21 protein-coding genes are annotated in these 17,545 nt (G+C 54.6%); 4 read left to right on the forward strand and 17 right to left on the reverse strand.

All coding sequences use genetic code 11. The annotated features are described in order from the left end of the window. Window positions 1–203 precede the first annotated feature (203 nt). On the forward strand, window positions 204–1,517 hold the full coding sequence (locus HPC62_RS21255; RefSeq protein ID WP_172353244.1) for an NF041680 family putative transposase: 1,314 nt from the start codon (window positions 204–206) through the stop codon (window positions 1,515–1,517). 213 nt (window positions 1,518–1,730) lie between these two features. On the opposite strand, the gene recN is transcribed toward HPC62_RS21255, so the two are convergent. Continuing rightward, window positions 1,731–3,572, reverse strand: a complete 1,842-nt coding sequence (gene recN / locus HPC62_RS21260; protein WP_172358414.1) for a DNA repair protein RecN — start codon at window positions 3,570–3,572, stop codon at window positions 1,731–1,733. A 361-nt stretch (window positions 3,573–3,933) separates the two neighbouring features. On the opposite strand from recN, the gene HPC62_RS21265 reads away from it, so the two are divergent. Next, complete coding sequence (locus HPC62_RS21265) at window positions 3,934–4,524, forward strand: Uma2 family endonuclease (protein WP_172358415.1); 591 nt, start codon at window positions 3,934–3,936, stop codon at window positions 4,522–4,524. 5 nt (window positions 4,525–4,529) lie between these two features. Here HPC62_RS21265 and aroH read toward each other — a convergent pair whose 3' ends face one another. Together aroH and sppA are read right to left on the reverse strand one after the other, a co-directional pair. Further along, window positions 4,530–4,922 (reverse strand): chorismate mutase, encoded by a 393-nt coding sequence (gene aroH / locus HPC62_RS21270; protein WP_172358416.1) that lies wholly within the window; start codon window positions 4,920–4,922, stop codon window positions 4,530–4,532. 110 nt (window positions 4,923–5,032) lie between these two features. Continuing rightward, window positions 5,033–5,878, reverse strand: coding sequence for a signal peptide peptidase SppA (sppA, locus tag HPC62_RS21275; protein WP_172358417.1), 846 nt, complete (start codon window positions 5,876–5,878; stop codon window positions 5,033–5,035). A 171-nt stretch (window positions 5,879–6,049) separates the two neighbouring features. On the opposite strand from sppA, the gene recR reads away from it, so the two are divergent. Next, the gene (recR, locus tag HPC62_RS21280) at window positions 6,050–6,646 is read left to right on the forward strand and encodes a recombination mediator RecR (RefSeq protein ID WP_225906847.1); all 597 of its coding nucleotides are present in this window, start codon (window positions 6,050–6,052) and stop codon (window positions 6,644–6,646) included. An 89-nt stretch (window positions 6,647–6,735) separates the two neighbouring features. Here recR and HPC62_RS21285 read toward each other — a convergent pair whose 3' ends face one another. The 3 genes from HPC62_RS21285 to HPC62_RS21295 all read right to left on the reverse strand — a co-directional run bounded on the left by HPC62_RS21285 (window position 6,736) and on the right by HPC62_RS21295 (window position 9,289). Further along, the gene (locus HPC62_RS21285; RefSeq protein ID WP_172358419.1) at window positions 6,736–7,143 is read right to left on the reverse strand and encodes a hypothetical protein; all 408 of its coding nucleotides are present in this window, start codon (window positions 7,141–7,143) and stop codon (window positions 6,736–6,738) included. 159 nt (window positions 7,144–7,302) lie between these two features. Continuing rightward, a complete protein-coding gene (locus HPC62_RS21290) occupies window positions 7,303–7,713 on the reverse strand; it encodes a phasin family protein (protein WP_172358420.1) in 411 nt (136 codons plus the stop codon). A gap of 400 nt (window positions 7,714–8,113) precedes the next feature. Further along, window positions 8,114–9,289 (reverse strand): M20 family metallopeptidase, encoded by a 1,176-nt coding sequence (locus tag HPC62_RS21295; RefSeq protein WP_172358421.1) that lies wholly within the window; start codon window positions 9,287–9,289, stop codon window positions 8,114–8,116. Window positions 9,290–9,494: 205 nt separating this feature from the next. Between HPC62_RS21295 and HPC62_RS21300 the strand changes: the two genes are divergently transcribed. Next, window positions 9,495–10,337, forward strand: coding sequence for an SPFH domain-containing protein (locus HPC62_RS21300; protein ID WP_172358422.1), 843 nt, complete (start codon window positions 9,495–9,497; stop codon window positions 10,335–10,337). Window positions 10,338–10,440: 103 nt separating this feature from the next. On the opposite strand, the gene prfA is transcribed toward HPC62_RS21300, so the two are convergent. The 11 genes from prfA to infA all read right to left on the reverse strand — a co-directional run bounded on the left by prfA (window position 10,441) and on the right by infA (window position 17,244). Further along, on the reverse strand, window positions 10,441–11,532 hold the full coding sequence (gene prfA, locus HPC62_RS21305) for a peptide chain release factor 1 (protein WP_172358423.1): 1,092 nt from the start codon (window positions 11,530–11,532) through the stop codon (window positions 10,441–10,443). A gap of 99 nt (window positions 11,533–11,631) precedes the next feature. Beyond that, entirely contained in the window at window positions 11,632–11,880 is a 249-nt protein-coding gene (gene rpmE, locus HPC62_RS21310; protein ID WP_172358424.1) for a 50S ribosomal protein L31, read from the reverse strand. A 102-nt stretch (window positions 11,881–11,982) separates the two neighbouring features. Further along, window positions 11,983–12,396, reverse strand: coding sequence for a 30S ribosomal protein S9 (rpsI, locus tag HPC62_RS21315; protein WP_068510037.1), 414 nt, complete (start codon window positions 12,394–12,396; stop codon window positions 11,983–11,985). A gap of 2 nt (window positions 12,397–12,398) precedes the next feature. Next, window positions 12,399–12,851: a 50S ribosomal protein L13 gene (gene rplM, locus HPC62_RS21320; protein ID WP_172358425.1), complete on the reverse strand. Its 453-nt coding sequence runs from the start codon at window positions 12,849–12,851 to the stop codon at window positions 12,399–12,401. A 102-nt stretch (window positions 12,852–12,953) separates the two neighbouring features. Continuing rightward, complete coding sequence (truA, locus tag HPC62_RS21325; RefSeq protein WP_172358426.1) at window positions 12,954–13,850, reverse strand: tRNA pseudouridine(38-40) synthase TruA; 897 nt, start codon at window positions 13,848–13,850, stop codon at window positions 12,954–12,956. A gap of 18 nt (window positions 13,851–13,868) precedes the next feature. Next, window positions 13,869–14,219: a 50S ribosomal protein L17 gene (gene rplQ / locus HPC62_RS21330; protein ID WP_172358427.1), complete on the reverse strand. Its 351-nt coding sequence runs from the start codon at window positions 14,217–14,219 to the stop codon at window positions 13,869–13,871. Between the two features lie 117 nt (window positions 14,220–14,336). Further along, window positions 14,337–15,284, reverse strand: a complete 948-nt coding sequence (locus HPC62_RS21335; RefSeq protein ID WP_172358428.1) for a DNA-directed RNA polymerase subunit alpha — start codon at window positions 15,282–15,284, stop codon at window positions 14,337–14,339. A 234-nt stretch (window positions 15,285–15,518) separates the two neighbouring features. Further along, on the reverse strand, window positions 15,519–15,914 hold the full coding sequence (gene rpsK, locus HPC62_RS21340) for a 30S ribosomal protein S11 (RefSeq protein ID WP_068510048.1): 396 nt from the start codon (window positions 15,912–15,914) through the stop codon (window positions 15,519–15,521). Window positions 15,915–16,270: 356 nt separating this feature from the next. After that, window positions 16,271–16,654 (reverse strand): 30S ribosomal protein S13, encoded by a 384-nt coding sequence (rpsM, locus tag HPC62_RS21345; RefSeq protein WP_068510050.1) that lies wholly within the window; start codon window positions 16,652–16,654, stop codon window positions 16,271–16,273. Between the two features lie 84 nt (window positions 16,655–16,738). Further along, on the reverse strand, window positions 16,739–16,852 hold the full coding sequence (rpmJ, locus tag HPC62_RS21350) for a 50S ribosomal protein L36 (protein ID WP_006618079.1): 114 nt from the start codon (window positions 16,850–16,852) through the stop codon (window positions 16,739–16,741). Between the two features lie 164 nt (window positions 16,853–17,016). Next, window positions 17,017–17,244, reverse strand: coding sequence for a translation initiation factor IF-1 (infA, locus tag HPC62_RS21355; protein WP_058881950.1), 228 nt, complete (start codon window positions 17,242–17,244; stop codon window positions 17,017–17,019). Window positions 17,245–17,545 lie beyond the last annotated feature (301 nt).

Raw genomic sequence — 17,545 nt, forward strand, 5'->3', positions numbered from 1 at the left:
TGGATTCCATTTTGATCTCCCCAGTCTGCTTAATGAAGACATCTGAAAAAATTTTTTCTTATTGTCTTAATTAGGAAGGCTGGGGAAGTTATTTCTGGAAGAATTCCTCGAAACTTTAGTTTGGACTAATGGTGAAGAGGAAGGCAGTCAATGAGAAGCACCGACTGCCGTAAGGTCAATGAAGTACAACCAACATTGACCCCATGATTTTCAACGAACTTCAGCAATTTCGCCAAACGTTGTATGCCAGCTTGGGAAACGCCAGAGATGCCCTGTTTGATCTGATGGATGCCGTGTTAGTGAGTGCGTGCATCGTGTCGTTTGTGAGGCTATCGCAGAGTCCTGTCTTTCGTCGCCAGTGGTCGAGCACCTATGAAGCGTTGCGCGATAGCCGCCTACCCCGATCAAAGGTGCTGAAGCTGTTGGTGCAGCAGATACCGACTCAGCAGCAACCGTTGTTGGCAGGTGATGCGAGTCGGTGGAACCGTCCTGCTGCCAGGCGTTTGAAAGACCGCACCTTATCAGGCAGAACAGGACATGCCCCGATAGCCGGACAAAACTACAGTACCTTAGCCTGGATTGCTGAAGACAGGGGCAGTTGGGCATTACCATTGCGGCATGAGCGCATCACCAGCTTTGAAACACCCGCCAGTAAAGCGGCATTCCAACTCAAACAAGTGACTCGGCAGTTAGCGGTGCGTCCGTTGGCGATCTACGACCGAGGGTACGGCAATGCCAGTTTTGTCAACCAAACGGCAGGGATTGAGGCAGACTTGCTGCTGCGGGTTACATCCAATCGATGTGTCTATGGCGCGCCCCCAGCGTATCGAGGGCGAGGCGCACCTGCCAAGCATGGACATAAGATGAAACTCAATGACCCTGACACTTGGAGTGTCCCGGTCGAAACCGTTGAAGTCGATGATCCCAACTGGGGACGAGTGCGGGTCAGTCGTTGGAGTGCATACCATTTCCGCAAATCCCCCAAACGGGCAATGGAAGTGTTGCGCGTGGAGGTGCTGGAGACACAGAGCAGCACGCGACGCTTGGCTCCTTTGTGGTTAGTTTGGCTGGGTGAGCAGATGCCTCCGTTAGAAACCCTGTGGTTGCACTACCTCCGTCGCTTTGCCATTGAACACTGGTATCGCTTTGCCAAGCAGAGGCTATATTGGACACATCCCCAGTTCAGTTCTGTATCGGCAACCGAACAGTGGAGCAGCCTGATGCCGTTGCTCAGTTGGCAGTTGTGGTTAGCGCGAAAGGACTGTACTGACCACCCCTTGCCCTGGCAGGCACCGCAAGAAACGTTGACTCCGGGTCGGGTCGCACAAGCGTTTGCAGGCATTTTGGCAGCGATTGGCACCCCTGCTCCTGCGCCTAAACCTCGTGGTAAATCGCCAGGACGAGGCAAGGGGCACAAGCCAACTCCTCGTCCCTGCTATCCGATGGTCAAAAAACGAGCCTCGAAACGCAAGACATCCGAACAATCCCTGAACAGTCCGGTTGCAACAGCAGCTTAACTGCGAGCAGGATTGTATCCAATTCCTTAAGTTCAACTGTTATGAACGGTTGAGCAGATTCTTTATGGCATCCTGTTGAGCATTATTGTGATGCCAGTTAGTCCAAACTAAAGTCGAAAGAGGATAGGGCTGCTCAGGGCAGTTGTCATTCTTGCAAGCTCATGACAGTTGTCATTCTTGCAGGTAGCCCAAAGATACAGTTTTTGCAAGCCTTCAACCCCGATTTCGCCTAGGCTTGGCTACAGTTTTAGTTCCAGAGTCCTGCTGACGGGATGCGGCCTGAGTCAGCAGCGAATCGGCAAAGGCGATCGCCTCTTCATTCCCACCCACGAGCTGAGCCAGCTCATGGCGGCGCTGCTCATCGCTCAGTTGGGATACGCGCACCACCGTTCGCACGTCTTCAGATCCCTCCAGCAAATCTGTATCTACTGGCTCAGGATCTACTGGCTCAGGGGTTGCTTTAGCCTTCCTGCGGTCATTTTTGCTGGTGGATTCTGCGGCTGGGTCAATCACCTGCTTATCGACCCGAAAGTGGGTATGGGCCATGGCGGCAACGAGCGGCTGGTGCGTCACGCAGAGTACCTGATGGCGGCTGCCAAGCTGGTGCAGCTTATCGGCAATCGCCTGGGCCACGCGCCCCGACACCCCCACGTCAATTTCGTCAAAGACCATTGTGCCGATCGGATCGACCTGCGAAAAGCACACCTTCAGCGCCAGCAAAAAGCGGCTCATTTCCCCACCAGAGGCGATCGCCGTCAGCGGTTGCAGCGGTTCGCCAGGATTGGGGCTAAACAGAAACGTGATGCGATCGCCCCCGGCCGCTGTTGGATTCACCGGCATAATCTCCACCTGAAACTGCACCTTTTCCATTGCCAGTGGCTTCAGTTCCTCAATTATTCGAGCTTCCAGCGTGTGGGCGGCAGCGCGACGCAGTTCCGTAAGCTGGGCACAGGCGGCGGCGAGTTCTTGCTGACGCTGGGCATACTGGGCTTCCAGCGCTTCTAGCGATTGTCCGCCATCGCTGAGCGCGTCCACATCCGCCTGCACCCGCTGCGCGTAGGCGATCGCCTCGGCAAGAGTCGGGCCATACTTCTTGCAAATCTGCTTAAGCTGAATAATTCGCTGCTCCACGGCTTCCAGGCGCTCCGGGTCCGTTTCCAACCCCTCACCGTAGGTGTTGATTTGCCGACCCGCCTCCTGTACCCGCGCCAACGCTTCCGCCACCATATCCAACACTGGCTCCAGATCTCGGTCATAGCGCACCATATCCGTCAACCAATTTTCCGCTTTGCCCAACAGATCTGCCGCTGCATTGCCGCCCGTGTCGTTCTGGTAAAGCGCCTGATACACCTGATAGCTCTGTTGCTGTAGCTCCACCGTATGGCTGAGGCGCTGGCGTTCCTGCTCCAACTGCTCCAACTCTTGCGGATCGCTGAGATTTGCCGCCGACAGTTCCTTTGCCTGATATTCAAACAAATCAAGCTGCTGCTGGCGTTGTTGCTCCATCTGGCGGCGTTTTTCTAGCGCTTGTGCCGCCTGCTGAAACGCGGCATAGGCGGCTGCGACGACTTCTCGCTGCTGCATTAGGGCAGCGCCACCAAAGCTATCGAGCCAGTCGCGCTGGAGGCTGGGCTGCCCTAGTTGCACGGTTTGCCCCTGGGCGGTAATTTCCACGAGGCGATCGCGCAGGTCTTCCATCTGCTGCTTGTTCACCACCACCCCATTCACCCGCGAACGGCTGCGGACGCTGCCCTGCCCCAGCGTCATCTCGCGGCTACACACTAGCGTTTCATCCTCTAGCGGCTCAAGATCCTGCGCCGCCAGCCAGTCTTGCAGCACAGGCTCCATCGCAAAAGTCGCCTCGATTCGCGCCGAATCCGCCCCTGTTCGCACCGCCCGCCCCGATACCTTGCCGCCCAGTGCCGCATCCAGCGCGTCGAGAATAATCGATTTACCCGCGCCCGTTTCCCCCGTCAGCACATTCAAGCCTTGGCCAAACCGAATCTCTAGGCGATCGACCAGGGCAAAGTTCTCAATGTTGAGAGAAATTAACATAGGAGGGGCAAAGAGAACACCTGGATCAAGATATGGAGATCAAAATATATGGGGATCAAAGTATGGATCACCCTGATGGCTCAACTATCAGGGGCTAGAATCTTAGAGTAGAACATTTGAATTGCTACTCGGCCACACATTTCAGTGTATAGCAGGCAAATGGCGCATCAAGATCTTTGGGACATCTTCGAGTCTGTAAATAGTCTCAAAATTTCATATCTCAAAGTCTCATGTTTCAAAATCTCGTATCTCAAAGTCTCAAAATTTTCTAGCGTTCAGCCCTGAACTCTACTCCTTGACCTCCAATCCTTGCCATAGAGCCTATTCTAGAGTTAACGTCGGCGCAAGGAGCCACCGTCCAATGACCCACTTCACTATTGATCTGAGTGCCATTACTGTGCTGACTGAAGCTCAGTTTGACGCGCTCTGTGCCAACAATCCCGACATCAAGTTTGAGCGCACCCCCAACGGAGAACTCGTCATCATGGCTCCCAGCGGCGGAGAAACTGGAAAAGATAATGCAAAATTGACTGCTCGCTTCGTTATCTGGAATGAAAGTACAGATCTAGGCGTTGTGTTCGATTCGTCTACCTGTTTTCGGTTGCCGGGTGGGGGCGATCGCTCTCCTGACGTAGCCTGGGTTGAAAAGGCTCGCTGGGAAGCCCTGCCGCCCGATTTCCGTCGCAAGTTTCCGCCCATTTGCCCCGACTTTGTGCTGGAGCTTCTCTCCCCCAGCGACAATCCCCAAACCATTCGCGCCAAGATGCAGGAATACCTTTCCTGTGGCGTAAAGCTCGGTTGGATGCTGAATCCAGAGGAACAGCAAGCCGAAATTTATCGACCCGACCAGCCCGTAGAAGTGCTAGACGCGCCCGCCAGCCTGTCCGGTGAACCCGTTCTGCCAGGGCTGGTTTTGCAATTGGGCTGGCTATGGGAAGGCGCGGTGAAGTAATGCTCCTACTGGAGCGTCATCGGCGCATACTGCCAATCCGGACGCAGCTCTGCCGCCTCTCGCAGGTAGGCATGGCGGACGCGCACCTCAGCGGGTAAGTTGATTTGCAGCAGCAGGCGGATGCAGCGCGGTAGGCTCCCTTTCACTGCCATTTGCTGCAAATCCAGCAGCGGCACATCGTTCCAACCAGGGCGCTGGCGGGCAATTTTGGCCGGAAAGACAGCATCCAGGTCTGGCGTAACGGAGAAAATCAGGTTCACGATTTCGTCCGGGTCGAGGACTCCGGGGTTGAGCCGTTCTAATTCTTCCAATAACTCGATTACCGCTTCGGCGATCGCCCCTTCTGTATTCTCTGCAACCGTCGTTGCGCCCCGAATTGCCCGAACTCGCCAACCCACAGATTTGTCCTCCCGTTTTGAGTATTTGGGGAATGGAGCGTAGAAGGATTGGGATTGGGAGAAGGGTTACTGCCCCGCCATGCCATCACTTCGTGACTCCATCACACCGCCTATGGCCGATACATCCACAGCGGCACGCCGCTCGTCGCCAGTTCAAACTCGATCCAGTCTGTAGCCGAAGATAGCCTGTGGGCAAGCAAACTGCCAAGGCGATCGCCCTGCATTTCACTCCCCGTTCGCAATCGACGGAGCAAGCTCTTTTTCTCCTCGATGTTAAACGTGCGAGTCTTTTCTGGATCGAGGCCAGCCAGTTCGCAGGTCCAGCGACGGGCATCTTCCTCAGTCCCCAGGCGATCCACCACACCCAGTTCCAGCGCTTGTTGCCCAGTGAAAATCCGTCCATCGGCAAAGCCCCGGACGGTTTCAACCGCTAGGTTCCTAGCTTCAGCCACCGTTTGCACAAACTGACCGTAGCTCGTGTCAATCAGCTCTTGCAGAATATGTTGCTCTGGCTCTGTCAGTTCTCGGTCAAAGGCCAGAATGTCTTTATACGGGCCAGATTTAATCACCTTGAAGGACACGCCAATTCGCTCCAGCAGGCGCTCCAGATTATTGCCCCGCAGAATGACACCAATACTGCCCGTCACCGTGCCAGGGTTTGCCACAATATGCTGTGCGCCCATGCCAATATAAACACCGCCAGAGGCTGAGATATTGCCAAAGCTGGCGACGATTTTGATTTTTTCACCCAGCCGCTTTAGCGCTTGATAGATTTCCTGAGAATCGCCCACCGTTCCACCAGGGCTGTCGATTCGTAGCAACAGTGCAGGAAACTTCCGCTCCTCGACTTGCTTGAGGGCTTCCAGAACGCGCTTACGAGTGTCACTGGCGATCGCCCCCGCCACCTCAATCCGGGCAATCTGCTTGCGAAACGACGGCTTAAAGAGCCTCACCATAGGTTTTCTAACTAACAAAAATTACGCTCAATTCTACGATTCTAAAGCGGAATCGCAGGTGTCCTCAAATTCGTAGCCAGGATGCAACTGCTGAGCAGCCCTAATCCTGCAACCATCCTCTATGATCGAAAATCTATACCCCTTTTGCGCCTCGCGGCCCCTGGAGGAACCCTGGTCTACACTCGTCCCCTCGCCCGCCTTATTGAACAGTTACAACGGCTTCCTGGCGTTGGGCCCAAATCGGCTCAGCGGCTGGCGCTGCACATTCTTAAGCGGCCAGAAGAAGAAGTGAAAGCCTTAGCACAGGCGCTGCTAGAGGCAAAACAGCAAGTCGGACTGTGTTCCGTTTGTTTTCACCTGTCGGCCGAACCCGTCTGCGACATTTGCAAAAATCCCAGCCGCGATCCGCAGCTCATCTGCGTGGTGGCCGATTCTCGCGATGTCATCGCCCTAGAAAAAACTCGCGAATACAAGGGCAAATACCACGTTTTGGGCGGCTTGATTTCTCCGATGGAAGGCATCGGCCCCGACCATCTCCATATTTCGCCCCTGGTTAAGCGCGTAGCCCAGCAGGGCGTTGAGGAAGTCATCATGGCCATCAGCCCAAGTGTAGAAGGCGACACCACCACGCTTTATGTTGGGCAACTGCTAAAGCCGTTTACCAAGGTCACCCGCATTGCTTTTGGGCTGCCGATGGGGGGCGACCTGGAATACGCCGACGAGGTGACGCTGGCGCGAGCGCTAGAGGGCAGGCGAGAGCTAGAGTAGCGAGAGTAAACGGAAAGGCCGAACGTAAAGGTAAACAATCAGCAGTAAACAGTCAACAAGGATGCCAGCGTTTACTTTAGGCATTTACTTTAGACTTTATCTCCACCTTTCCAGACCGACTCAAAATCGGGGCAATGCTCCCCTTCCCAGCCAAACGGGTGCATTCCGCAGACCAGCATCGTGCCGCCGTAGACCTGGCCGTGGTAGTTGCGGCAGCCGACGCAGGCGGGATGACGGTTGAGAATGGGGTCAACGGTTTGGTTAAAGGGCTGTACGGTTTCCTGGATGGTGCTTTCTACGCCCGTCACCGCATTGATAAAGGGAGCCAGCCATTCTTCCATCTGGCGATCAATCTGATCGAGATCAGGGGCGATCGCCTCATTCAGCCGCTCTGCTACTTCGTCCGACCATTCAAAAATTGCATCCACCGCCTCATTCACATCGCGGTTAATCTCTTCCAGGAACTGTTCTACTTGCTGGGCGATCGTCTCAAACATAGGTCTCAGGGGTTGGGGATCAAGTTTTAAAGGTCGGGGTCGAGCAGCAATACCAAGGGCAAAGGTTGGGATCAATACGGAACCTAGAATCAGCGCGATCGCAGCCCTGTCAAGCAGACACTCTACCGCTCCTCATCCCCAATTCCGAATCCCCAGTCCCTAATCCCGTTTCAGCCGTCTCAGTTCCTCTTGCAGCTTGGCAACTTGCTGACGCAGATCATCTGCCGTTGGCTGGCTAGGCGACTGGCTCGATGTTGCAGAGCTTTCGGCGGTCGGCTGGCCAGCAGATTGCGTCGGCTCTTCCTCATCCGTCAGAATTTCGATGCGACGCGGCTCTGCGGGTTTTTCAGGTTCACCCCCCGCAGGCTGCTGAGCGCGGTTCATCATCTCTTCCACCATGCGGCGGGCTTCTTCGGCGCTGATTTCGCCACGAGCAACCATTTCATCTGCCAGCTTTTGCACCTGCACCCGCAAATCTGCCAGCGTGCTGCCCGCTTTTTCACCCGCGTAGGATGCTAGTCCAACTCCCAGATAAAATGCCTTTTGAACCAGATCTCCAAAGCCTGCCATAGCGATGTGGCTCCTCTGCCAAGGGTCTAGATGTTGCAAATGTTGCAATATCACGAAGTTTCAACATTGCAATATTGCGTTAGAAGTTAACCAGACAAACGCACAAAAGTACGTGAAATCTTTCCGAGTATTGCCGAAAGACTACGCAGCCGTCTGGCGTTTTTCCAGTGGTCAATACTATTCAGCATAGCGGTTTAGCGAGGTGGTTAACCGGGTGGGATTTCTAGACACCCAGGTACGGAAATTTGTGGGGGACATTTATGATGGACATTTGTAATGGAATGGCCCAGCGATCCTGCCCTCATCCTCCACACCCCAACCCTCCGATTACTGCCAGCAAGAGCAAGTGTGCCGCAGCAAGTCCAGGGCGGCTCTTATCCTCCACGCCCCAACCCTCCGATTACTGCTGCCAATATTTATACGCTGCGTAGGCCATCGTCACCACACCCGTCACGATCGCCGTTTCGTCTACATGAAACTGGGGATGGTGCAGCGGATAGTTGGGCTTGTCAGCAAAGGCTACACCCAGGCGAAACATAGTGCCAGGAGCATGTTGCAGATACAGTGAGAAGTCCTCAGCACCGAGGGAGGGTTCTAAAAGAATTTGGACGCGATCGCCCCCCCAAGCTTCCGATGCCGCCGACTCCATAATCTGCGTCAACGCTGGGTCATTTTGTACCGAAGGCACACCCCGGCGATAGTTCATCGTGTACTTTGCCCCATAGCTCTGACAGACATTCGCCACGATTTGCTCGATCCAGACCGGCAGACTGGCGCTGGTTTCAGGATGGAGCGATCGCACAGTCCCCAGCATCCGCACCTGATCCGCAATCACATTCGGTGCCCGCCCGCCCTGGATTTGCCCAATCGTTAGCACCACTGGCCGCAGCGGGTTTTGCGTCCTACTAATCGCCTGTTGCAGCGTCGTCACCACCTGCGATGCAATCCAGATCGCGTCGATCGCCTCATGCGGTCGCGCCCCATGCCCCGATTCGCCCATAATCACCAGTTCCAAATCGTCCGCCGCCGCCGTCAGCGCCCCATAGCGAATCCCCACCGATCCCCCCGGAATCGTCGGAAACGTGTGAACCCCAAAGATAGCCGTCACGCCCTCCATCACCCCATCACGAATCATCCAGCCTGCGCCCTGCGCCGTTTCCTCCGCAGGCTGAAACAAGAACCGAATCGTGCCTGGAAACTGAATCCCCAACTGCGCCAGCACCATCGCTGTCCCCAGCCCCACAGTGGTATGCACATCATGACCGCAGGCGTGCATAATTCCCGGCTGCCGCGAAGCAAATTCCAGGCCTGTACGCTCCTGAATTGGCAGCGCATCCATATCCGTGCGAATTGCCAACATTCGGGAGTCTCTGTCTGTGCCGCGCAGTTCTGCCACTACGCCTGTCTTGCCGACTAGTTCCTGCACATGCAGTCCACAAGACGACACCACACCTGAAACATAAGCAGCCGTCTGGTATTCCTGTCCGCTCAGTTCAGGATGGCTATGCAGATGGCGGCGAATTTCAACCAGTCGGGGGGCAAGGCTCGCAGCAAGATCTTTAATTTGGCTCAGCATGGAGACAGACAATGGTAGAGGTTAACCTCATAATAAAGAGTTGTTAAGAAAAGGTTCTACTGGCCGCCTCCATCACCTCATCACCCTATCACGGTTCATCCGTACCAAATCCCGCCACAAAGGATACATTAGAGGAACAGTCTCTTCTCTATAGTCTTTCTCCCTACTCTCTTCTCTCTAACGCTGCTTTGGAGAATCGCACCCTATGGAGTCCATCGTTGCTGCCCTTGCTCTCCTAATTGTGGGTTACACTGTCGGCTCCGTCAGAATCATCAATCAGGGCACCGAGGCGCTAGTAGAGCGACTCGGGAAGTTTCACCGCAAGCTCACGGCAGGGCTGAATTTTGTGGTGCCGTTCCTCGACACGATTGTTCTAGAAGAATCCACCCGGGAGCGCGTGCTGGATATCGACAAGCAAAAGGCGATTACCGGGGACAACGTATCGGCTGACGTAGACGCGGTAGTCTACTGGCGAATTTTGCAGCTAGAGCGCACGTTCTATGCCGTGGAAAATATTGAGGAAGCGCTGGAGAGCCTAGTGACGACGACGCTCCGTTCCGAAATTGGGCGAATGAGTCTGGCTCAGACTTTTTCCTCTAGAAACGAGATCAACCAGGCCTTGCTGCACCAGCTTGACGAAGCAACTGCAACCTGGGGCGTGAAGGTGACGCGGGTGGAGGTGCAGAGCATTGAGCCTGCCCCAGATGTGCTGCGGGCAATGGAGCTAGAACGTGCTGCCGAAAGTAAAAAGAAGGCGGCTATTTCTGAAGCGCAGGGCAAAAAACAGGCGGCAATTGAAGAAGCCGAGGGTGCAGTGCAGTCCATGAAGATGATTGCGGATGCGCTAAAGTCTCAGCCCAATAGCCGGGAGATTATGAAATATCTGGTCGCACAACGATACGTCGATGCCAGCTATCGACTCGGCGACAGCCCAAACTCCAAAATTGTGTTCATGGACCCGAAGGCACTGACCGAAGCCCTGAGCGAATTAATCGATCCTAATGCTCCACCACCCAGTCAGCATCCCCTAAATCCGCCCAAAGAGTAATAGGCCTCTCTTGACTCTAGTGTCCTGCTAAAACGGACGGAGTAGAGGTATCGAGCTTCACGAAGACTTGATGCAGGCTTGACATGCATCGGCCGGGCTTGCATCAAGAAGACGCAGCCATTTCCTCCAGTCGCTCTTGCTGGTCTTTGGAAATGCAAGATTGAATCAGGTCTTCTAAATCGCCTTCAAGGACGGCGTTGAGACTAAAGTTTTGGTTTAAGCGATGGTCGGTGACACGATTGTCCTTGTAGTTGTAAGTCCGAATTTTTTCGGAGCGTTCACCCGTACCAACCTGAGAGCGGCGCATTGAGGTGACGGCTTCTTGCTGTTCTCGCAGCTTGATTTCGTAGAGCTTGGCTCGCAAGATTTGCATGGCACGTTCGCGGTTTTGAAGCTGCGATCGCTCTTCGGTGCAAAATACGCGAATGCCTGTTGGCTTGTGGATCAGGTCAACAGCGGTTTCCACCTTGTTCACGTTCTGCCCGCCTGCGCCACCCGATCGCGCTGTTTTTAGCTCAATATCCTTTGGATCGATTTCCACTTCCACATCATCGACTTCCGGCATGATAGCGACCGTCGCCGTCGAGGTGTGAACCCGCCCGCCTGCTTCCGTCACGGGGACTCGCTGCACTCGATGAACGCCAGCCTCGAACTTGAGCTTGCTGTATACCTGGTCGCCCTGAATTTCCAAAATGGCTTCTTTAAAGCCGCCCATATCCGCCAGCGACTCGCTGACCATCTTGACCCGCCAGTTTTGGCTTTCGGCGTATCGGGAATACATTCGCAGCAGGTCACCCGCCCAAATGCTAGCCTCGTCGCCACCTGCACCCGCCCGGATCTCCAGCATGATGTTCTTGTCATCGTTGGGATCTCGCGGCAGCAGCAGCACCTTTAGCCGATTTTCCAGGTGCGCGATTTTTTCTTCTAGCTCGTCCACTTCCAGCGCCGCCATTTCCCGCAGTTCTGCGTCGCCACCCGCGTCTTTCAGAATCTGTCGCGCCCCTTCTAGGTCGCTTTGGGCTTTTTTCCATGCGTCAAAGGTCGTCACCGTTTCTTCTAGTGACGACCGAGTTTTAGCAAGCTTCTGGAACTCCGTGGGATCGGTTGCAATATCGGGATCAGCTAGCCGCCGCGTCAGTTCGTGAAAGGTTTGCTCTACAGAATTCAGCTTGTCGAGAAGATAGGCTTCTGCCATAACGGTGGGAGTGGGAAAGAACGATAGGTGAGGCGAAGGGTTCGCCACCCGTGAGGGTCAAAATTCAGAAAATGGAGGCGATCGCCAATTTTCCTATCGCTACTTCTTCTTATCCGCCGCTGCGCCATCGCCTGTGCGCGAGTCGGTCATCCCATACTTCCGCAAGAAGCGCTCCACGCGACCCTCAGTGTCGATAATCTTCTGAGTGCCCGTGTAGAAGGGATGGTTTCCAGACCACACATCGACGTGCAGTTCGGGCTTAGTGGAACCAACGGTCGTGACCAATTCACCGTTGCAGTAGACCTTGGCTTCAGGATACCAAGTAGGATGGATGTCAGGCTTCGGCATAGCAGTCTCAAGTCTGTTGCTTTTCAAGGGTTGTCAAGGATTGTCAAACGGTCAATGCAGGCAATCGGGCAAGGTGCAGCCTACATCGCCCCTACAGCCAGTCTAGCGCTTCGAGTATTGGGGAGCCTTGCGGGCCTTGTGCAGACCGTACTTCTTCCGCTCCTTAGCACGGGGATCGCGGGTCAAGTAGCCTTCAATTTTCAGCGGCTTGCGGTTCTCAGGGTCTAGCTCGCAGAGCGCTCGCGCTACACCCAGGCGGATTGAGTCTGCCTGTCCGGTCAGTCCGCCACCCGTTGCATTCACCAACACGTCGTATTCATTTTCCAGTCCCAGGGTTTCCAGCGGCGCTTTGGCGATCGCCAAATAGGATGGGTTGAACTGGAGATACTCTTCTCCGGGGCGGCCATTCACGATCAGCTTACCCGTACCAGGCACCAGCCGAACGCGGGCGATCGCCGACTTGCGACGACCCGTCCCCCAATACACAACACGACCAGACTTCTCAGTAGCTTGCATTCTTAATTCTCTCCAGGAATCGTTTTAATTGTCAAAACTTCGGGCTGCTGAGCCGCATGAGGATGGGTCGGACCCGCGTAGACCTTGAGCTTAGTAAACAACTGGCGACCCAAAGAGTTCTTCGGCAACATCCCCTTCACGGCTTGTTCTACAATCCGTTCTGGCAGGCGAGACTGGAGCTTGGTAAAGTTCTCCACCTTCATGCCGCCGGGCCGCCCAGAATGACGACGGTAGAGCTTTTGAGTGCGCTTTTTGCCCGTCACGTCTACTTTCTCAGCATTCACGATGATTACGAAATCACCCGTGTCCAGATGCGGCGTAAAGGCCGGCTTGTTTTTGCCGCGCAGCACATTGGCGACTTCGCTGGCCAGCCGTCCGAGGCGCTGATCGGTCGCATCGACGACGTACCACTTACGCTCAATTTCGGTTGTGGGAGGAAGATAGGTCTTGTTCATGATGTTCTATCGGGTTCCAGGAGGGTCAAAGGGTCAGGAAAGGCTCGTAGGAGGCTCAGAGTAGGAGGCTTAGGCAAAAGAGGAAAAAGGCTTGACGACGCACTAGCTAGACGAGGCAACGGCGATCGCTGGCTCGGTCAGCGGCAAGAGGAACTGGGGCTGCGTGTCATACCAGAGGCTCGGCTCAAAGGGCGAATCAGGATAGCCTACGCGCAGCAAGCAGAGTCCCTGCGGCGGAGCGGCATACTTTACCTCGTCCCGGCGCTGCTCTTGCCAGAGGCGGGTAAACTCGGTGGGCGATCGCTCTCCCCGTCCCACGTCAACCAGCATTCCCACCAGCAGACGCACCATGCCGTAGAGGAACCCACTCGCCTGAATCTCTAGCTGCACAAAGGGCCCGCGTCGGACGCACTCTACCGCCTGCACATCGACCCAGGAATGAGCCCGCTTCGAGCCAGCCCGGTGAAATGCCGCCAAATGCTGTCGCCCCAGCAATGGGGTCAGCGCTTTCTGCATGGCTTCAACATCCAGCGGCGCATGGTAATAGTGCCAACTAAAGGGGCGGACAAACAAATTGGGGCAAGCGTCGGTGTAGAGCGTATAGCGATAGCGTCGCCAAATCGCTGAAAACCGAGCGTGCCAGGAACGATCCACCGGGGCCGAAGCCCGAATCAGCACGTCTTCTGGCAGGCGGCTATTGAGAATATCGCGCCAGCGGTAGGGCGGTATCAGGGTCGCCGCATCAAAATGAGCCACCTGAGCGGCTGCGTGAACGCCAGAATCGGTTCGCCCTGCGCCATGCAGCGTCACAGAATGCCCCAGCACAGCGGCGATCGCCCGCTCAATTTCTTCCTGGACGGTGCGATGCTGCGCCTGCCGCTGCCAGCCGTGAAACCGAGTGCCTAGGTATTGAATGACCAAGGCAACCCGTTGTGAGTCTACCGAGCAGGCTTCCCCTGAACTAGCAGACTCCTTTAGCGTTGGCAGCGCGATCGCCATAGCCAGATGCCTACATCCTCAAGTCAGTTCGATAATCGCCATTTCAGCATTATCGCCCCGGCGGCTTACGGTTCGCTGAATGCGAGTGTAGCCCCCATTGCGATCGCCATAGCGCTCCTTCGCACCCTCAAACAGGGCGTGAACAAGCTGCTTGTCATAAAGGTAGCCCAGAACCTCACGTCGAGCAGCCAGAGAGCCGTCCTTTGCAAGCGTAATCATTCGCTCTGCTTCGGAACGAACTGCCTTGGCCCGCACCTTGGTCGTTGTGATGCGACCGTGACGAATGAGCTCGGTAGTCAGCGCTCTGAGGAGAGCGCGCCGCTGATCTGCGGGCTTACCCAGTTGTGGAACACGACGACGGTGACGCATATCACTTAGAAATTAAACTAAACAGCAAAACGAAAGCAGCACGGTAAAGTCCCCACCCAAAGTCCTTAACCCTTGCCCAGCCCCAATACGGCACAGCAAGCTAGAACCCCAACGACCTTAACCAGTCTTGGCAGGCTTTTCATGGGGCAAGGTAATCCCCATGCGAGTTTGAAGCGCCTCGATCACCTCTTCGGCAGACTTAGCACCAAAGTTTTTGATTTCTAACAAATCTTCTTGGGAGTACTCCAGTAAATCCGCCACTGTATTGATCTGGGCCCGTTTCAGACAGTTGTAGGCGCGAACCGAAAGATTCAGTTCCTCAATCAAGATCTGGTTGTGGGGATCTTCATCATCCGGGAAGATGGGCCCAATGTCATCAATCGTGATGTCTTTCAGCGGGGTAAATAGATCCACCAGAATACTGGCAGCCTGACTCAGGGCATCTTGAGGAGTGATGCTACCATTCGTCCACACTTCCATGATTAGGCGATCTTTTTCTAGAGATCCGCCAACCCGTGCATCCTCAACGGTGTAATTCACCTTACGCACAGGCATGAAAATTGAGTCGATCTGCAAATAATCAACCGCCGAAGAGTCATCCCGGCTCCGATCAATGGCTCGATAGCCGATGCCCTTCTCGATCTTAAACTCCATCTCCAGCACAGAACCTGCGGAAACTGTCGCGATGTGCTGAGTCTCATCCACCACTTCGACATCAGATGGAAGATCGAAGTAAGCAGAGGTGACCTCCAGCGGGCCCTCCACCCGAAGCCGTCCAATCTGGGGCTGAGAAGAGTAACTCTTCAGCACGACTTCCTTCATGTTCAGCAGGATGTCGAGGGCATCCTCTTTCACACCCGGCACGGTCATAAACTCATGCGTCACCCCTGCAATGCGGACTGCCGTAACCGCAGCCCCCTCTAGGTTCGACAGCAGCACACGTCGGAGTGCATTTCCGACCGTCGTACCCTGACCCCGCTCCAAAGGCTCAAGAACAAACTTGCTGTATAGACTCTGGTTTTTCCCTGTTTCGGACTCTATGCACTCAACCTTGAAATGTGCCATAGACCAACCTCTCTTCTCCTTAGCCACAGAAGGCAGGCAACCTTCTTATGTTTTCAATGTTCTCGTCTGCCAGCGCTCTATCCCCTTGCTCTGGAGAAACAAAACCTGACTGGTCAGCCTAGCAAAGATATCAACCGTCGAAACAAAAACCAGCGCTTTATCCCTCAACTGAATCCGCTCGACTCCCTGCTTGCTGAGCTTCCGGCAGTCCTTGCCCCAACAAAGCAGGAAAAACTAGACTCGACGCCGCTTGGGAGGACGACAGCCGTTGTGTGGGATAGGCGTTACGTCGCGGATTAGTGTGATTTCCAGTCCAGCGCCCTGGAGCGCTCGAATGGCAGTCTCCCGTCCTGACCCGGGCCCACTGACCATCACCTCAATCTGACGCATTCCCTGATCCATGGCACGACGAGCCGCATTTTCAGCAGCAGTCTGAGCCGCAAAAGGGGTTCCTTTCTTGGCCCCTTTGAAGCCGCTGGAGCCAGCAGAGGCCCAAGAAATCGCCTCTCCGTTTGCGTCCGTGATCGTCACGATCGTGTTGTTGAATGTGGACTGGATATGGGCAACGCCGCTGGGGATGTTCTTCTTTTGCTTCTTGGGGCCAGTTCGTTTCGTGGGTTGTCGAGCCATTTCTCTTCGCTAAGTCTAGGAATAGGGTTTACTTTGTCAAACCAAGGGTAGTCAAACTGTTAGGACAGGGAAATAGATTCAGAGGGATGGGGTGAATAGGCGTGGAAGATTGGACTGGCAGCACTTGAGAGGAAAGTAGAAGGGCGATCGCACTCAAACAGCCTTAGAGCCAGGACTAAAAGCCTTCCCGCCCGCAACTATCTCGATCGCTGAGGCAAGTAGGTCAAGCAATCAGATACAACCACACCAAAGAGGGAACAAAACCAACGCGCTAATTCACTTCTGGCAAAAGCGGCCTGACAAAGAACCACGCACTGGTTCACACAAGTCCGCTAGCACCACCCTCAACCTATCGTCTACTTCTTGCCAGGAGCCTTCTTCTTGCCAGCCACCGTGCGCCGACCGCCGCGACGGGTTCGAGCATTCGTGCGAGTCCGCTGTCCGCGAACGGGTAGACCCATCCGGTGCCGCCGGCCGCGGTAGGTGCCGATGTCCATCAGGCGCTTAATGTTCAGGGATTCCAAACGTCTGAGGTCACCCTCGACCTCATAGTCAGACTCCACCGTTTCGCGCAGGGCTGCAACATCTGCGTCGCTCAGATCCTTAACGCGAGTATCGGGGTTCACACCCGTCTTCGCAAGGATTGCTTTGGATCGGGTCAGCCCGATGCCATAGATATAGGTCAAACCGATTTCAACACGCTTATCGCGAGGAAGATCCACTCCGGCAATTCGTGCCACGCTTTGTACTCCTACTTCTGCCGCTCAGCAATGAACTCAACTTCAAACTGACCTAAGATTAGGTCGATTCAACCACTCAACGTACTAACCCTGCCGTTGCTTATGCTTGGGGTTAGAACAAATCACCATAACTCGGCCGCGGCGACGGATGACGCGACACTTCTCACAGATTTTCTTGACGGATGCTCGGACTTTCATGCCCCGAAATGTCCCAAATTTGAGTACTGACTACAAACCCAGTATCTTATCAACTTTTTAGATAGAATGTCAAGGAAAAGTCTCAGATTAAATATGCCGCCTGTGGGCAGGCGATCGCGCTAAACGCCATTAACAGCTACTAACACTTGAATGCAGTGCGTCTCCTACTTCTTATTTCGGAGGCGATAGGTAATTCGCCCTTTTGTCAGGTCGTAGGGTGTTAGCTCAACCTTGACGCGATCGCCCGGCAAAATTTTGATGTAATTTCGGCGAATCTTGCCCGAAATATGGGCCAAGACGTTAAATCCGTTGTCTAAGTCCACGCGAAACATGGCGTTGGGCAACGAATCCGTTACCGTTCCTTCCATTTCAATCAGATCCTGTTTAGACAATGCATCCTCCTAAACTACAAACGATTCAAACCAGTGACTCAGACCATTGATCCAGACCCCATAGCGCTTTGCAGCGTGCCAATTTACAGCCTAGAGCGATCCTGCCTCTCTGATGTTCCAAGCGGGTATTCCAAACATATCCATCACAAAGGGTCTTGAAGCAAACCGCTTTCATACCCCAGGGAACCGTTGAGTACCCTAAACACCTAAAAAATGCGCCATCTATAAAAAATGCGCCATCTATTAGATTAACAAATACTCCAAGAACCTGCGTGTGTTGTTATCCGCGGCACGACCAATG

The sequence above is a fragment of the Thermoleptolyngbya sichuanensis A183 genome, assembly GCF_013177315.1.
Classification (GTDB): domain Bacteria; phylum Cyanobacteriota; class Cyanobacteriia; order Elainellales; family Elainellaceae; genus Thermoleptolyngbya; species Thermoleptolyngbya sichuanensis.

Bases quoted from the DNA above. Each gene is read 5' to 3' on its own strand.
- prfA (WP_172358423.1), bottom strand. From the start codon at position 11,532: ATGGCAGAAGCCTATCTTCTCGACAAGCTGAATTCTGTAGAGCAAACC.
- rplM (WP_172358425.1), bottom strand. From the start codon at position 12,851: ATGAACAAGACCTATCTTCCTCCCACAACCGAAATTGAGCGTAAGTGG.
- rpmJ (WP_006618079.1), bottom strand. From the start codon at position 16,852: ATGAAAGTCCGAGCATCCGTCAAGAAAATCTGTGAGAAGTGTCGCGTC.
- rpmE (WP_172358424.1), bottom strand. From the start codon at position 11,880: ATGCCGAAGCCTGACATCCATCCTACTTGGTATCCTGAAGCCAAGGTC.
- HPC62_RS21335 (WP_172358428.1), bottom strand. From the start codon at position 15,284: ATGGCACATTTCAAGGTTGAGTGCATAGAGTCCGAAACAGGGAAAAAC.
- HPC62_RS21300 (WP_172358422.1), top strand. From the start codon at position 9,495: ATGGAGTCCATCGTTGCTGCCCTTGCTCTCCTAATTGTGGGTTACACT.
- HPC62_RS21285 (WP_172358419.1), bottom strand. From the start codon at position 7,143: ATGTTTGAGACGATCGCCCAGCAAGTAGAACAGTTCCTGGAAGAGATT.
- rpsI (WP_068510037.1), bottom strand. From the start codon at position 12,396: ATGCAAGCTACTGAGAAGTCTGGTCGTGTTGTGTATTGGGGGACGGGT.
- HPC62_RS21265 (WP_172358415.1), top strand. From the start codon at position 3,934: ATGACCCACTTCACTATTGATCTGAGTGCCATTACTGTGCTGACTGAA.
- rpsK (WP_068510048.1), bottom strand. From the start codon at position 15,914: ATGGCTCGACAACCCACGAAACGAACTGGCCCCAAGAAGCAAAAGAAG.
- recN (WP_172358414.1), bottom strand. From the start codon at position 3,572: ATGTTAATTTCTCTCAACATTGAGAACTTTGCCCTGGTCGATCGCCTA.
- truA (WP_172358426.1), bottom strand. From the start codon at position 13,850: ATGGCGATCGCGCTGCCAACGCTAAAGGAGTCTGCTAGTTCAGGGGAA.
- rplQ (WP_172358427.1), bottom strand. From the start codon at position 14,219: ATGCGTCACCGTCGTCGTGTTCCACAACTGGGTAAGCCCGCAGATCAG.
- HPC62_RS21290 (WP_172358420.1), bottom strand. From the start codon at position 7,713: ATGGCAGGCTTTGGAGATCTGGTTCAAAAGGCATTTTATCTGGGAGTT.
- HPC62_RS21255 (WP_172353244.1), top strand. From the start codon at position 204: ATGATTTTCAACGAACTTCAGCAATTTCGCCAAACGTTGTATGCCAGC.
- sppA (WP_172358417.1), bottom strand. From the start codon at position 5,878: ATGGTGAGGCTCTTTAAGCCGTCGTTTCGCAAGCAGATTGCCCGGATT.
- HPC62_RS21295 (WP_172358421.1), bottom strand. From the start codon at position 9,289: ATGCTGAGCCAAATTAAAGATCTTGCTGCGAGCCTTGCCCCCCGACTG.